This is a genomic window from Ligilactobacillus ubinensis (genome assembly GCF_024160875.1).
In the GTDB taxonomy this organism is placed as follows: domain Bacteria; phylum Bacillota; class Bacilli; order Lactobacillales; family Lactobacillaceae; genus Ligilactobacillus; species Ligilactobacillus ubinensis.
The window spans coordinates 110853-127211 of sequence record NZ_JAIULA010000001.1; the positions used below are offsets into that span (position 1 = coordinate 110853).

11 protein-coding genes and 1 other annotated feature are annotated in these 16359 nt (G+C 34.4%); of the genes, 9 read left to right on the forward strand and 2 right to left on the reverse strand.

Going from position 1 to position 16359, the window contains the following annotated elements; all coding sequences use genetic code 11:
• Window positions 1–402: 402 nt before the first annotated feature.
• Window positions 403–3036, forward strand: coding sequence for a bifunctional acetaldehyde-CoA/alcohol dehydrogenase (gene adhE, locus LB941_RS00530; protein WP_425270467.1), 2634 nt, complete (start codon window positions 403–405; stop codon window positions 3034–3036).
• A 147-nt stretch (window positions 3037–3183) separates the two neighbouring features.
• Here the strand turns inward: adhE and LB941_RS00535 are convergent, their stop codons facing one another.
• Window positions 3184–4347 (reverse strand): MFS transporter, encoded by a 1164-nt coding sequence (locus tag LB941_RS00535; protein WP_253358534.1) that lies wholly within the window; start codon window positions 4345–4347, stop codon window positions 3184–3186.
• 114 nt (window positions 4348–4461) lie between these two features.
• On the opposite strand from LB941_RS00535, the gene LB941_RS12505 reads away from it, so the two are divergent.
• The 7 genes from LB941_RS12505 (at window position 4462) to LB941_RS00565 (ending at window position 12827) form a co-directional block, all read left to right on the forward strand.
• Entirely contained in the window at window positions 4462–4593 is a 132-nt protein-coding gene (locus LB941_RS12505) for a hypothetical protein (RefSeq protein WP_275979964.1), read from the forward strand.
• Between the two features lie 43 nt (window positions 4594–4636).
• Window positions 4637–5476: an NAD(P)H-dependent flavin oxidoreductase gene (locus tag LB941_RS00540; protein WP_253358535.1), complete on the forward strand. Its 840-nt coding sequence runs from the start codon at window positions 4637–4639 to the stop codon at window positions 5474–5476.
• Between the two features lie 803 nt (window positions 5477–6279).
• Window positions 6280–6525 (forward strand) — a binding site (T-box leader).
• 144 nt (window positions 6526–6669) lie between these two features.
• Window positions 6670–7509 (forward strand): MetQ/NlpA family ABC transporter substrate-binding protein, encoded by an 840-nt coding sequence (locus LB941_RS00545; protein ID WP_275979965.1) that lies wholly within the window; start codon window positions 6670–6672, stop codon window positions 7507–7509.
• Window positions 7510–7539: 30 nt separating this feature from the next.
• On the forward strand, window positions 7540–8625 hold the full coding sequence (locus LB941_RS00550) for a methionine ABC transporter ATP-binding protein (RefSeq protein WP_253358538.1): 1086 nt from the start codon (window positions 7540–7542) through the stop codon (window positions 8623–8625).
• Window positions 8622–9323 carry a methionine ABC transporter permease gene (locus LB941_RS00555; RefSeq protein ID WP_253358540.1) on the forward strand — a complete coding sequence of 234 codons (702 nt, stop codon included), beginning with the start codon at window positions 8622–8624 and terminating at the stop codon, window positions 9321–9323. The genes LB941_RS00550 and LB941_RS00555 overlap by 4 nt, the downstream gene beginning before the upstream one ends.
• A 13-nt stretch (window positions 9324–9336) precedes the next feature.
• Window positions 9337–10479, forward strand: a complete 1143-nt coding sequence (locus LB941_RS00560) for an ArgE/DapE family deacylase (protein ID WP_253358542.1) — start codon at window positions 9337–9339, stop codon at window positions 10477–10479.
• Between the two features lie 416 nt (window positions 10480–10895).
• Window positions 10896–12827 (forward strand): sugar MFS transporter, encoded by a 1932-nt coding sequence (locus LB941_RS00565; protein WP_253358544.1) that lies wholly within the window; start codon window positions 10896–10898, stop codon window positions 12825–12827.
• A gap of 171 nt (window positions 12828–12998) precedes the next feature.
• Here the strand turns inward: LB941_RS00565 and LB941_RS00570 are convergent, their stop codons facing one another.
• Window positions 12999–14003, reverse strand: coding sequence for a LacI family DNA-binding transcriptional regulator (locus LB941_RS00570; protein WP_253358546.1), 1005 nt, complete (start codon window positions 14001–14003; stop codon window positions 12999–13001).
• Window positions 14004–14162: 159 nt separating this feature from the next.
• Between LB941_RS00570 and LB941_RS00575 the strand changes: the two genes are divergently transcribed.
• On the forward strand, window positions 14163–16358 hold the full coding sequence (locus tag LB941_RS00575; RefSeq protein WP_253358548.1) for an alpha-galactosidase: 2196 nt from the start codon (window positions 14163–14165) through the stop codon (window positions 16356–16358).
• Window position 16359 lies beyond the last annotated feature (1 nt).

Sequence of the window (16359 nt, forward strand, 5' to 3'; positions counted from 1 at the left end):
AATGATATATAAAAACAGAAAGTATGTGAAAAAATAAGAGGGAGTTTTTAAAGCACTTGAAATATAAAGATTTTTTTATTAAAAAGCTATTAGAATAGCAATGTGAAGTGTGTAACAAGGTTGCTAAGAACATCAACTTTCGTTTATGTAAGCCCTTGCAACTTCACAAAGTAAATGTTATCATTGCATATGGAATTAGTTAAGTTATATCCGGATTAGCTGACAGTTGCCCAACATGGAACAAAAATTCGAGTAAAATAATGTTGAAAACGATACCTTTTAGGGGTATTATTATTAGTGAAGAAATTCACATTATGATTTTGAGAATTCTGGAGGTAATGTTAGATGGCTGAGAACAAGACAATTAAAAAAGTTTCTACTCCTGAAGATAAGGCAGCAGAAATGGATAAAGCACGTGAATATACGAATACTTTGGTGGAAAAAGCGTTAAAAGCTGAAGCAATTTTTGCAACATATACGCAAGAACAAGTTGATAAAATACTTGCAGCTGCAGCTCTTGCAGGTTCCGAAGCAGCACTACTTTTAGCACACGAAGCAGTTGATGAAACCGGACGTGGCGTTGTTGAAGATAAAGATACCAAGAACCGCTTTGCAACTGAAAATGTGTATCATGCGATTAAAGATGATAAAACGGTTGGAGTTATTGAAGAAAATAAAGCAAAAGGTGAGATAAAAATTGCTGCTCCATTAGGCGTTTTAGCAGGTATCGTACCTACAACAAACCCAACATCAACAACGATGTTTAAATCGTTAATCACACTGAAAACACGTAATGCAATTGTTTTTGCATTCCATCCGCAAGCACAAAAGAGTTCAGCGCATGCTGCAAAAATTGTTTATGATGCAGCAGTGGCAGCTGGTGCACCTAAGGATATTATTCAATGGATTGACACACCGTCATTAAATAATACAACAGCATTAATTCAAAATCCGAAACTTGCTTCTATCTTGGCAACTGGTGGTCCTGGAATGGTTAATGCAGCTTTGAAGTCAGGTAACCCATCACTTGGTGTTGGTGCAGGAAATGGTGCAATTTTTGTAGATCATACAGCCCATGTTGATCGCGCAATTGAAGATTTACTTTTATCTAAGCGCTTTGATAATGGTATGATTTGTGCAACTGAAAACTCAGTTGTTGTTGAAGCTCCTATCTATAAAGAATGGCTAACAAAAATTCAAGAAAAAGGTGCTTATTTAGTACCTAAGAAAGACTATAACAAAATTGCAGATTTTGTCTTCAATGATAAACATGGTGTTAATGGTCCAGTTGCTGGTATGCCAGCAAGCTGGATTGCAAGTAAAGCAGGAGTAACTTTACCACAAGGTAAGGATGTAATGCTATTTGAACTTGATCCTAAAAATATTGGCGAAAAACTTTCATCTGAAAAGTTATCTCCGTTATTATCAGTATATAAAGCTAAAGATCGTGAAGATGGTGTCAGCATCGTAGCTAAGTTATTAGATTATCAAGGTGCTGGGCATAATGCAGCTATTCAAATTGGCTCTCAAGCAGATCCATTTGTAAAAGAATATGGAAACAAGACAAAAGCAGCACGTATTTTAGTTAACCAACCAGACTCAATCGGTGGTATTGGTGATGTGTATACAGATGCTTTACGCGCTAGTTTGACACTTGGGACAGGATCATGGGGGAAAAATTCATTGTCACATAATTTAACGACTTTTGACCTATTGAATGTTAAGACGGTTGCTAAACGTCGTAATCGTCCTCAGTGGGTTCGCTTACCAGAAAAAGTTTATTACGAGAAGAATGCGATTTCATATTTGCAAGATGAATACGAAACAATTACACGGGCATTTATTGTTGCCGATCCAGGCATGGTACAGTTTGGTTTTGTTGACAAAATTTATTCTCAGTTAGATGCACGTGATAATGAAGTTAAAACAGCTATTTATGGGACGGTACATCCTGATCCAACTTTGGGACAAACAATTGAAATTGCAAAACAAATGGAACAGTTTAAGCCAGATGCAGTTATCGCTATTGGTGGTGGTTCCGCTTTGGATGCTGCTAAGATTGCACGCTATATCTATGAATATTCATTAAATCAAGAAGATGGATTCTTGGATAGCTATGAAGCTGTTAGTGAGTTGTTTACTCGTTTACAACAGAAATATTTAGATATTCGGAAACGTATTGTTAAATTCCATCACTCAACAAATACAAAATTATTTGCTATCCCAACAACTTCAGGAACAGGCTCTGAAGTAACACCATTTGCTGTTATTACAGATGATTTAACACATGTTAAATATCCACTAGCAGATTATGAATTAACACCACAAGTTGCAATTGTCGATCCAGAATTTGTTATGACAGTTCCAAGAAGAACTGTAGCATTATCAGGATTGGATTCATTGTCGCATGCGTTGGAATCATATGTATCTGTTATGGCTTCTGATTTCACACGTCCATGGGCATTACAAGCAATTAAATTAGTTTTTGAGAATTTAGTAGATTCCTATAACTATGATCCAAAACAACCAACGCTAAAGGGCGAAAATGCACGTGAAAATATGCATTATGCTGCTACATTAGCAGGTATGTCTTTTGCTAATGCTTTTCTAGGTATTAACCACTCAATTGCACATAAAACAGGTGGTGAATTTGGTTTACCTCATGGATTGGCGATTTCAATTGCGATGAACCATGTGATTCGTTTTAATGGTGCTGCTGGCAATGTTAAGAGAACACCATTCCCACGTTATGAAGTATATCGTGGTCAAAAAGATTACGCAGATATTGCACGTTCTCTTGGGTTGAAGGGTAATAGTGATGCAGAGTTAGTTGAAGCTCTTTGCGCAAAAATAGCAGAGTTAATGAAGCAATTAGATGTAGAACCAAAATTATCTGCAAATGGGGTAACAAAAGAAAAATTTGATGCTTCTTTGGATAAATTAGTGGACTTGGTTTATAACGATCAATGTACACCAGCTAACCCACGTCAACCATATTTGAAAGAGATTCGTCAAATGTTGATTGATCAATTTTAATTAAGTTGTAGTATATGTTCTTTAAGAGAGTCCGTGATTAAACTATCCGGGCTCTTTTGTGTATTTAAAGTTATGTATAAAATAATTGCTCTGAATATTGATCTTAATAGAGCAATTAGGTTTGAGTCAAACGGTCATTGAAACTAATTAATTTTTATTTAATTGGCTCAGTTTTAAATTAATGATAATAGCTAAAAAGGCAAAGAATGCTCCACCAGGGCCGATACCACTTAAACCAGTATGAAGATAGAGAAGACTACCAATGGCTGAACCAGTAGCAATACCTAAATTAGCAAAAATTGAATTGAATGAAGATGCTAAAACAAGTGACTGAGGAAATTTATTTTCTGCAATTTGGAGATAGAACATTTGAGCAGGTGAATTAACTAAGTACATTAGAAAGCCTAAAAACATGATAGCAAATAAGCCGATGTATCTATTAGTCATTGTTAACGGAAGGCTAACTAATAGAAAAAACTGTAACAAAAAAACAATAGACATAGCTTTTAGACCATAATCATCAGCTAACCGCCCGCTGTAAACATTGCCTAATAATGACATAAAGCCGTATGTGAAGAGTAAAAGAGCAATCGTGTTGGTCTTGAAATGCATAGCTTGCGAAAAAAGCGGTTGGAGATAGGTATAAGCAACATAAATAGCAGCCATATTAAGTGCAGGCAAAAAAACACCTAATTTGATGCGATTATCAGTGAAAATTTTTAATTGACTTAAAAAATTGAGAGTTTTTTGTTGTCGCAGATTTCTAGGCAAACATTTTGCAACTAGCGCCAAGGTAATTAGCGCTAAAAAACTTATTATCCAAAAAACATTACGCCAGCTAGTATAGTTACTAAGCCAAGTACCTAAAGGAACACCAAAAACAGATGCGACACTAAAACCAGAAAAAATTAAGGCAATTAAGCTAGATCTTTTATCAAGTGGAGCTAAAAAAGAGCCAAAAGTAATAGCCAAAGAGACAATAGCACCTGAAACAAGAGCGGTTAGAATTCTTGAAAAAGCTAATATAGTGTAGTTAGGTGCTAGTGCAGTTAGTAAATTACCACTGATAAAAATGATTAATAAAAAAATCAAACAGCGATATAAACTATGTTTACCAATTAACAAACTAATGATGGGTGTTGCTATCGCATAAACAATTGCAAATAAAGTAACTAAAAGTCCAACGGCAGCTTCTGATACGTTGAATTGCGTGGCAACATTGTTAAGAATACCAACAATAATGAATTCACTGAAACCTAAGATAAATGATAATGAAACTAAAACGAAACTCTGAAATCTGAGCGTAGTCACTTTAATTCTCCTTAAAAGATTATTGGAATTTTTACGAGCAGTTTAAATATTACACTTATGGGATTACATTTACAACTCATTGTTCTTTTATAGGGAAACCTGTTTTTATCAGCATTGCCAGATGAATGGCAGATTGATAGTAGTGAAGATGTCGCTAATTTTGTAATTAAATATCTATTGGATATAAAAACAACTGGAACTATTTATACTGTTAATGACAAAGATATTGGTTGGTTATTAGAGTGAACCTAAATTGCATAGACTGAAGTTAAACTAGGAGTGATAGAAAATGGAATGGTATCAAAAGTTAGGTTTAAAGTTTCCGCTTTTCCAAGGAGGCATGGCATGGGCAAGTAATCCGGAATTAGTAGTTGCAGTATCAAATGCTGGTGGACTGGGTATTATTGGGAGTGGAGGAAGAAGTGCTGAACAACTACAACAAATGATTCAAAAAACACGCCAAATTACAGATAAGCCGTTTGGTGTTAATCTAATGTTATTAGAGGATAATATTGCAGAATTAATTGAAGTAATTTTTCAGGAGAAAATTCCTGTAATTACAACTGGAGCTGGCAATCCTAAGAAGTATCTAGAAAATTTAAAAAAGCATAATGTACAAGTTTTTCCAGTTGTTCCAAATGCTAAGATAGCACGGAAAATGTTGCAGCTACCAATTGCCGGTTTGATTGTAGAAGGTTTAGAGGCAGGCGGACATGTAGGTACAGAAACGACATTTACATTAGTACCACAAATTGCTAAGTTAACAACGTTACCAATTTTAGCAGCGGGAGGTATTTATGATCATACGACATATGAAGCTGCAAAGGCAATGGGGGCAATTGGTGTTCAGATTGGAACGGCATTTTTATTAGCTAAGGAATGTCAAATCTCACCAATTTACAAGCAAAAAATCATTGCTAGTCAAAATCCAGGGACAAAACTAGCAAAAACGGCGTCAGGGTATTATGCAAGGGTATTAAAAAATGTAGCTGAGACCACAAATCAGTCTTTAAAGGCAGCTGTTCAAAAAGGTGATATCAAGACAGGAGCTTTCATGGCTGGACAAATAGCTGATAGTATAGATGCCGAAATGTCAGCTGAAAAGATTGTTAATAGGATAATGTTTTAATTATTCCTTGTTTTATAAAAAAGCTTTCAATAGAAAATCATATTTTGTTCATACATGTTGGGTAGTATATAAACATACCCAATAACAAAACTTTTTTCATAACAATACTTTCCCCCTCTTCCCCAAGAAAGTTGATGAGAGCTTCAAGCGTTCTCCCCGACAATTGAAGTTAACAAGAAGTAATGGTTACTTTTTGAAAGTATAATAACTCCCTTGAGTCCGTAACATTATGTTGCGGATTCTTTTTGTTTCCCAAAGATCATTGTGAAAATATGTGCTAAGTGGTAGTTAGTCGCACTTAACTCCGTAAATTGGTTAATCAAAATCCCAGGTTGATAACTAATTCCTAGTTGACCATATCTCGATAGCATGCGATACTATTAATGGTGCCAAACCAAGGTGAAGGAATGCGATCGGCGCAAACGCGTTCGGAAGGTCGCTGCATCTCACCACGAAAGAGTCCGAGATTTTATCTTGGGCTTTTTTTATTTCTAAGTTTTTGGTATAAAAGAATATTCTAAAAGGTAGCTAGTGGCGCTTAATCTTTTTAAATCAGAAAACAGCAACTTTTAATTGCTCGATTTAGGACAATAGTACTTTCTAGCTAACTTTTTTTATTTAGAAACAACGCTATTCAAAAATTTGATGAAATGAAGCAAAATAGATTTTCTAATAATAAAATAGTAAAACGTTATGTTTGTTGTCACAGGATAGTCAATAATTATAAAATTAAAAAATAAAAAGTTTTGCTTGACAAAAATAAAAAATGCATTAGAATGAATCACATAGAACTTTTGATCGAGTTAAACATATTGAAGAGTAGAGTACAAAATTTATTTTTTCAGAGAACTTCTGGTTGGTGCAAAGAAGCAAAAAGAGATTTTGGAAGATGGACTCGGAGTGGCAATGGTGAATTTTTAGCTGTTGACGTGGTTGCGGACGTTACAATCGCAGAACTATTCTAATTCTGTAGTTAATTAGAGCAGTTCGCCGAGGCAGTTTTGATAACTGTAAATAAAGGTGGTACCACGGGTTTACCCGTCCTTGTTATAAGGACGGGTTTTTTTGTATCTTGAAAAAGTCGATTAGAAGTAAATTAGGAATGTGGGGGTAAAGCAGTTATGGAAAAGAAAATGTGTTGTTGTAAAAGTGTTGTTTATAGTTAAAAAAATAAATAATTGGGGTTGGTTAACATGAAAAAGAAAAATATTATTATTGGAATCATAGTTATCTTAGTAATTGCAGTTGCAGGATATTTTAGTTTTGGTGGTCAAACAACAACAAAAAGTAAAACAGTTACAATTGGAATTATGTCTGGAGTAAAACAGGATGATAAAATTTGGGCAAGTGTATCTAAAACAGTTAAAAAGAAATACAATATTACGTTGAAATTCAAAAAATTTACAGATTATACACAACCAAATAAAGCTTTAGCAGATGGAGATATTGATTTAAATGCTTTTCAACACTATGCTTTTTTGAAGTCGTGGAATAAAGCTAATAATACAAAGATTGTAGCAATAGGTAAGACATTTATCACACCAATTAGATTATATTCAAAAAAAGTAAGCAGTGTAAAGGATATTCCTGATGGAGCGGTAATCGCTATTCCTAATGACGCTACAAACGAGTCACGAGCATTATATTTATTGAAAAATGCTGGATTAATAACTTTGAAAAAAGGCACAGATTTAGCTACTGTAAAATCAATTAAGAGTAATCCTAAAAATATACAAATCAAAGAATTAGATGCCAGTCAGACAGCACGCTCGTTATCTGATGTTACAGCAGCTGTTATCAATACGAACTATGCACAAGCTGCAAACATTAACTATAAGACAGCCATTTACGTTGAACCTGTTAATAAAGATTCAGAGCAATGGATTAACATCATTGCAGCCAATAAGAAAGATAAGGACAAGCAAGCTTATAAGGATGTTGTTAAAGCATACCAAACAGCTAAAACAAAGAAAATAATTAAAAAAGAATATGGAACCGCTGAAATTCCAGCTTGGGATATTAAGTTGAAATAATAAAGAAACAACTAGAATATGAGGTGTACTATGAGTGAGGAAATCATTAAATTGGATAAGATTAACGTTACTTTTGAGCAGAAAAACAAGAGAATTGATGCTGTAAAAGAAGTAACATTGCATGTGAATAAAGGCGATATTTATGGTGTCGTGGGTTATTCTGGAGCAGGTAAATCAACTTTAGTACGCGTTATTAATCTGTTGCAACTACCAACCTCTGGGCGTGTTGAGATAGGTGGAGCAGTTTTATATCAAAAAGATGAGCAGACAGAAAATATAATAGATACAAAAACATTACGTGAAAAAAGGCGTAAAATTGGAATGATTTTCCAGCATTTTAATTTGCTTAATGAGCAAACAATTATCCAAAATGTAGCTTTTGCACTTAAACATAGTGGCCTTAAAGAAAAAGAGATTCAAGAAAAAGCGCAGAATTTATTGAATCTAGTGGGGTTAGATGGTCGAGAAAATTCCTATCCGGTTCAGCTGTCTGGTGGGCAACAGCAACGGGTTGCAATTGCTCGGGCATTGGCTAATGATCCAGAAATCCTAATTTCTGATGAGGCAACTTCAGCTCTTGATCCTAAAAATACGATTCAAATCCTAGATTTGCTAAAGGATTTAAATGCAAAACTTGGACTAACAGTTGTTTTAATAACTCATGAAATGGATGCAGTAAAAAGAATTGCTAATAAAGTAGCTGTAATGGATAGTGGTGAAATTGTAGAACGCGGAGATTTATTACAGATTTTTACTAATGCAAAAGAAAAAATAACTCGTGAATTTATTGGTGGTTCAGCTAAAGCTATTGCAACGTTACAAGATTATCAGCTAGCAAAACTACAGCAAGATGAGCAAATATTCCAACTGACGTATAGTGATAAAAATGTTAGTGAACCAATATTGATTAGGCTATATAAGGATTTTGGAGTTGAAGCCAATATTATTTATAGTAATATTGAGGTTTTACGCGGAACTCCTGTGGGCACACTTTTTGTTATTATTAAAGGTTCTCTAGAAAATCAGAAACAGGCACTTGAATATTTGAAATCACAAAGGATAATTATAACTAAAATTTCTGAGCAAACTCTTGTAGAAGGGGGCAGTGCTAAATGAGTGAATTATTTGCTAAATATTTGCCGAATGTAGTTTTTCAAGGCTGGACAGGTGATGGCGGATGGCTACCAGCAATTGGACAGACATTATATATGACATTTTGGTCAGCTTTGTTTGGCGGAGTATTAGGATTCATTTTTGGAATTGGACTTGTATTAACCGATGAAGACGGAATTTCAGCTAATCGCGGTTTGTTTAGTTTTTTTGATAAAGTTGTATCATTATTTCGTGCAATCCCATTTATTATTCTGTTAGCTTTTATTGCGCCACTTACTAATTTGATTGTAGGAACACAAATAGGAACAACAGCAGCTTTAGTTCCATTGTCGTTAGGAATTTTTCCTTTTTATGCTCGTCAAGTTCAAGTAGCACTGAAAAGTGTTGATCAAGGAATCATTGAAGCAGCACAGTCAGTTGGTGCAACTTTTAGTGATATTGTGTTTGATGTTTATTTACGTGAAGCTCGTTCAGAGTTAATTCGTATCACTACAGTGACATTGATTAGCTTAATTGGACTTACAGCAATGGCTGGAGCGATTGGTGCGGGTGGATTAGGGAATATGGCAATTGCATATGGATATAATCGTTTTGCTAATGACACTACGTTTGTAGCGACGCTACTAGTATTAATACTTGTTATAATAGTGCAATTAGTTGGTGATTTTTTAGCCAAAATTTTTAACCATAAAAATGCCTAAAGAAGGTGAGTTATTGGATAAAGAAGCTAAGTTAAAGGTATTAACAGATTTGATTGCTATTAATTCAGTTAATGGTAATGAAATTAAGGTCGCACAATATTTAGCAAGTTTTTTAAATAGCTATGGAATTGAAACTAAAATTGATCGTTTTGCTGAGAATAAAGCAAATTTAATTGCCGAATTTGGAAAACAAAGGAATAATAAAGTTTTTTGTTTAGCAGGACACCAAGATACTGTTGCGGTAAATGATGAAACTAAATGGCAAACTAATCCATTTAAAGCTCGAGTTGTTGGAGACAAAATATTTGGGCGAGGTAGCGCAGATATGAAAAGTGGGTTGGCAGCTGAAGTAATAGCATTGGCTGAATTGATTGAAACAGGCTGGCAACCAGATGGCATTGTACGCTTTGTTGCTACGGCGGGGGAAGAATTCGGAGCTCCAGGAGCATATCGATTAGCCAAGCAAGGCGTGCTTGATGATGTTGATAGAATGATTGTAGGAGAGCCTACGAATGGCCAAATCGTATATGCACATGCAGGAACAATTAATTACCAAGTTAAAAGTTATGGGCGAGCAGTTCATAGTTCGTTTCCAGAATCTGGAATTAATGCGATTAATGGATTAGTGAAATATATTGATGCAGAAAATACATTGTTTAATCAAGATCCAGGAGATGAGACTCTAGGAAAAGTAAAGCATAGTATAACGCTAGTTAACGGGGGTTCACAGATTAACATAATTCCTGATTATGCCGAATTATCTGGAAATATAAGACCGACACCTTCTTTTTCTAATGAACAAATAGTTGATATAATTGCAGAAAAAATAGCTCAGATTAATCAACAAACGGATTATAAATTAGTTTTTTCAGTGTTACATAATTTTTATCCAGTTAAAGTTAATCCACAAAGTAAATTTGTACAACAAGCAGAAAAAATAGCTGCTAAGCATTTTTCAAAGGCAATTAATCTAAAAGTAATTAATGGAGCGACTGATGCAAGTGTATTTACACAACGTAATCCGCAGATTCAAACTATTATCTTGGGGCCAGCTGCATGGGAAAATGCACATCAGATTAATGAGTTCACAACAATCTCAAGCTTTTTAGCAACGTGTGGAACCTATCAGGAAATAATAAAAGCATATTTTGAATAAAAATCTAGTCTAGTGATTTAATAAAATGACAATCTTTATTAGAAATTGATTCTATTAAATTTCACAAACAATTCATAGATGTTAGCTACTATATAAACATACCCAATAACAAAACTTTTTTCATAACAAAACTATTTCCCCCCTAAAGAAATAGATCGTAATTTTCAAGTGTTCCCCCGATACTTGGAAGATACTACAATAATAACTCCTTTTCTCCGTAGTTTTCCCGGCTACGGAGTTTTTAATGCGTAACGGTAAAAAAATTATAATAAAATTGAATTTACAGAATTAAAAGTAATAAATAGTAAAAAAACGAGTTAATATTACTGAATTTTTACTAAAAACTATTGCATTTGTTTTTGAAATCGTTTACTATAATCATTGTAAAGAAACTATATAAAAAGGGGACGGATATTATGGAAAAATCCAGTCAACTCGAATCTCCAAAAGGTAATAGTGCTCAATCAAGAATAGCGTATTCATTTGGGGCTTTTGGTCATGATGTCTTTTATGCGACATTATCAACATATTTTATTACATTTGTTACCTCACATTTATTCAACACAGGTAATGCAACTCAAAACGACCGAATGGTTTTATATATAACTAATATTATAGCCGTTTTGCGAATTATTGAATTAGTTATCGATCCATTTATTGGAAACGCTATCGATAATACACGCACACGTTGGGGAAAGTTTAAACCATGGGTTGTCATTGGTGGATTCATTAGTTCGGTAGCATTGCTAACGTTATTCACAAATATGGGTGGTTTAAACAAGACTAATCCAATTTTATACTTAATATTATTTGCTATTATTTACATTACAATGGATATTTTTTATTCGTTTAAAGATATTGGTTTTTGGTCAATGATTCCAGCGCTATCTTTTGACTCACAAGAGCGTGAGAAAACAGCAACATTTGCTCGTATTGGTTCAACTATTGGTGGGAATATTGTTGGTGTTGTAATTATGCCGATTATTTTATTCTTTTCTATCAATAGAAATGGCGGTGCAGGCGATAATAGAGGTTGGTTCTGGTTTGCTTTTATCGTTGCCTTAATTTCATTCTTAACGGCTGTTGCAGTTGGTTTAGGCACGCATGAAATAGATTCTGATTTACGTAAGAACACGGAAAAGACAGGCTTTAAAGATGTTCTACGTGTTTTAGTAAGTAATGATCAATTAATGGCAATTGCATTGTCATACGTGTTATATACAACGGGGGTAAGTATTCTAAATTCTTCGGAACTATACTACTTTACGTACGTTTTGGGTCATGCAGCTGAATTTTCAATCTTAGGCACAATAAATACGTTAGTCGGCTTGTTGTCAGTTTCACTTTTCCCTAAATTGGCGAATAAAATAAATAGACGAAATTTATTCTTTATTTGTATTACAATCATGCTTTGTGGGATTATCGTTTTTGCTTTCGCCGGCAAATCACTTGCAATTGTGTTAGTTGCAGCTGAATTATTCTTTATACCACAACCATTAGTTTTCTTAGTTGTATTAATGACAATTACTGATTGTGTTGAATATGGGCAATTAAAATTAGGACATCGGGATGAATCTTTGACATTATCTGTGCGTCCCTTATTAGATAAATTTGGTGGAGCTGTTTCAAACTCTGTTATTGGGGTTGCAGCAGTTGCCGCAGGTATGACAACGGGAGCAACTGCTTCAACAGTTACAGCACATGGCATTTCAGCATTTAAATGGTATGTTTTCGGTGCACCGTTCATCTTAATTATATTAGGTGGTTTGGTCTTCTTCTTTAAAGTTAAACTAACAGAAGAAAAACATGCACAGATAGTTACAGAATTAGAAGCAACGTGGGATGAATATCTTAGCGAAGGTGAAGAAACGAGTGTTGTTGAAGGTACCTTAAGCGTCAACTCACCAATTGATGGAACATTAATGGAACTTAGTGAGGTCAAGGATGAAACATTTGCATCTGGTAAATTAGGAAAAGGTTTTGCAGTTAAACCAAGCGATGGTCGTGTCTTTGCACCATTTGATGCAACTGTTCGACAAGTGTTTACTACTCGTCATGCGGTTGGCTTAGTTTCTGAAGATGGGATAGTTTTATTAATTCATGTGGGCTTAGGTACCGTCAAGTTAAAGGGTACAGGTTTTGTTTCATATGTCACTGAAGGACAAAAAGTTAAAAAAGGTGATGAGATACTTGAATTCTGGGATCCTACAATCAAAAAAGCTGGCTTAGACGATACTGTAATTGTTACAGTAACAAATTCAGATGAATTTAAGACGATAGATTTGGAACATCCTTCGGGAACTAAAGTAAGTTTTAAAGACACTATGTTGCATTTAGAAAGTAAATAAAATGAAATTATGTCTGGAAGTATCAAGACAAGAGTAACTAGTAAAGAAGGGCTTGGGATTTTTATCCCAAGTCCTTCTTTTGTTATAGTGTTGAGAACAACTAGAAATAAGTTTCTGAATGCGTAGGGGGGATTTTAGACAACAAAAAAGACTTAGAAATACTAAGCCTTTTTAGTTGATGCTACTACCACGTAAGGTTAATTTAGTGGAAATTTTTACCATTCGAGGGACCTTAGAATCATAACCATCTAAAATACGTTTTAGCAAGTCAACAGCAGTTTCGCCCATCTCTTCCGTGAAGACAGTAATTGAACTTAATGAGGGATAGACATATTTTGCAATCGAAGTGTCATTGAATGAAATTAGGCTAACACGGTTAGGAACTGCAATTTGTTCTTCTTGTAAGGCACGTAAAGCACCAACAGCTAAAGCATCATTAGCAGCAAAGAAAGCTTGTGGCAAATCTTCTTTTAAATCTTTAATAGCTTGTTTCATCATGTGATAACCAGCTTCTGTTGTAAAAGAATCAACATAAATATAGCGAGGGTGGTAAAGGCCTTGATCTGACATATAGTTTTTAAATGTGTTAAACCGAGGATCAATTAAAGATATTTTACCATCAGCTGTTGTTTCTTCACCGGCAAGCATTCCAATTTTTGTCTGTCCATTATTTAAAAAGTGGTGCAAAACGTTAATGACAGAATTATCAAAATCGGTACAAACACAACTATGACCGGCATTTAAAGTATCACTATCTACAAAAATAAGATTCGAGTTTATATTTTCAAGCTGTTTAATTTGGTCAGGACTAAATTTTCCAATAGCAATGATACCGTCAGTGTTTGCTAAATTTATTAAGGGTGCATTATTAAAGACACGAATAATATCAAAGCCTAACTCTTGAGCATGCTTTTCAAGACCCACGCGAATTGAATAGTAATATAAATCATCGAGTTCTTCTTTTTCAGTATACCATTGAACAATGGCGAGTTTATTCGTTGCTTTTATGGTTGGAGTACTTTTTTTATGTTTGGTGTAGTCTAATTTTTCAGCAATGTCAAAAATCCGTTTTTTCGTTTCATCACTAACCGACATAGACTTATCGTAATTTAAAACACGCGAAACAGTAGCTGTGGAAACGTGGGCTTGTTCAGCGATATCTTTAATTGTAGCCATAAGTTAATTGCGCCTCTTTTTCTGTTTTTAAAGTATTGTAGCATAATAAAGTAAAAAAAAGAAATGATTAACTAAATTTGTTGTTTTTTTAAGTAAAATATAGTAAAATAATCACGTAAAAGCGTTTTCTTTCAAGCGTATTCTTAGGAGGTTTAGCATATGCAAGATTTAATTGAATTTGACGAACAAAGAAAAGTATTTCATTTGCACAATACAAAAATATCATATTTATTTTCGGTAGAAGACGGTAATGTTTTAAGTCATTTGTATTTTGGAAAAGCAATTACGAAGTATCATGGACAATTGCGCTATCCGCGAATTGATCGTGGCTTTTCTGGGAATTTGCCAGGATCAACAGATCGTGGCTTTTCGCGAGACACTTTACCACAAGAATATAGTAGCAATGGTACAGGAGATTATCGAATTCCAGCAGTAATTATTCAACATAACAATGGGTCATATGCAGATGCTTTTTGTTTTAAAAATTATAAAATTGAAAATGGTAAGCCGCAATTAGAAGGGTTACCTCAAGCTTATGTAAAAAATCCTAATGAAGCTCAAACATTAACAGTTACTTTAGAAGATCAAATTAATCAAATTGAAGTAGATTTATTATATACGATTTATCGAAATCGTGCTGTAATTACCCGGGCTGCATGTGTAAAAAATAATAGTAAAGATAGTGTTACTTTAGAAAAGGTCGCTTCAATGCAATTAGACTTTGTAGCTAAAAAGTTTGATTCCATTTGTTTACCAGGGGCACATGCTAATGAGCGACATTTTGATCGTGCAAAAATAGATTATGGTGTTAAGTCCTTTGAAAGCCGGCGTGGAACTTCAAGCCATCATATGAATCCTTTTGTAGCTTTAGTAGACGAAAAAACGGATGAATTTAGTGGGGAAGCATATGGTTTTAATTTTGTTTATTCCGGGAACCATGCATTTCAAATTGAAAAGGATCAAATTGGACAGACTAGAATAGTTGTTGGAATTAATGACTATGATTTTAGTTGGAAATTGGATGCAGGCAAAACATTTCAAACACCAGAAGTATTGCTAGTTTATTCAGCTAACGGATTAAATGAAATGAGTCAAGAATATCATCACATAATTCGTGAACGAGTAGTACGCAGTAAGTTCAAATATCAAGAACGACCGATCTTAGTAAATAATTGGGAAGCAACTTATTTTGATTTTGATGAAGAAAAGTTAAAACCAATTGTAGATGAAGCAAAAAGTTTAGGAATTGAAATGTTCGTCCTTGATGATGGTTGGTTTGGAAAACGCGATGATGATACAAGTTCTCTGGGAGATTGGAAAGTATACCATAAGAAGTTCCCACAAGGATTGAAACACTTTAGTGATTATGTACATGAACAGAAGCTAAAGTTTGGTATTTGGTTTGAGCCTGAAATGATTTCAATTGATTCAGATTTGTATAGGGCACATCTGGATTATCTGATGCAAGTTCCAAAGAGAGATCCAAGCCCATCACGAAGTCAATTTGTGTTGGATATGAGTAGAGCGGAAGTTAGAGATAATATTTATACTCAAATGGTAGAAATTCTAGATGAAGGTATCGACTATGTTAAGTGGGATATGAATCGGCATTTATCTGATGTTTATTCACTGGGATTGCCTCCAAAGCAACAAGGAGAAGTTTATCATCGTTATATTTTAGGTGTATATGAATTATTAGAGAAGTTAACGCAAAGGTATCCAAATATTCTGTTTGAAGGTTGTTCAGGTGGCGGTGGACGTTTTGATGCAGGGTGGGCATATTATATGCCGCAATCATGGACGAGTGATAATACAGATGCTATTGCACGTTTAACAATACAGTATGGAACATCGCTAGCATATCCTATTTCAACTATAACGGCACATGTTTCAGCTATACCTAATCATCAAACCGGACGTAAAACACCGCTAAAAACTAGAAGTGATGTAGCAATGAGTGGTGTTTTTGGATATGAACTGGATCTTACGCAGATGACTTTGCAAGAAAAAAATGATGTTAAAGAGCAAGTTGCATTTTATAAGAGTATTAGAAAGTTAGTTCAATTTGGTGATTTTTATCGCTTAAAAAATCCGACAAATGGTAATCAAGCTGCTTGGATGTTTGTCTCTTCTAACCGTGATGAAGTGATGGTATTTGTTTTTCAAATATTGGCATTCGCGCAACCGGAATTTACTAAAACGATTTTAGTAGGATTAGATGAAGATAGGACATATCAAGATGTTGTTACTAAAGAAGAATTTACAGGGCTAGAGTTAATGAACTTAGGAATATATGATCCTGTAGCACAAGAGGATTATACATCTAAAATATATCATTTTAAGGCTTTAAAATAGG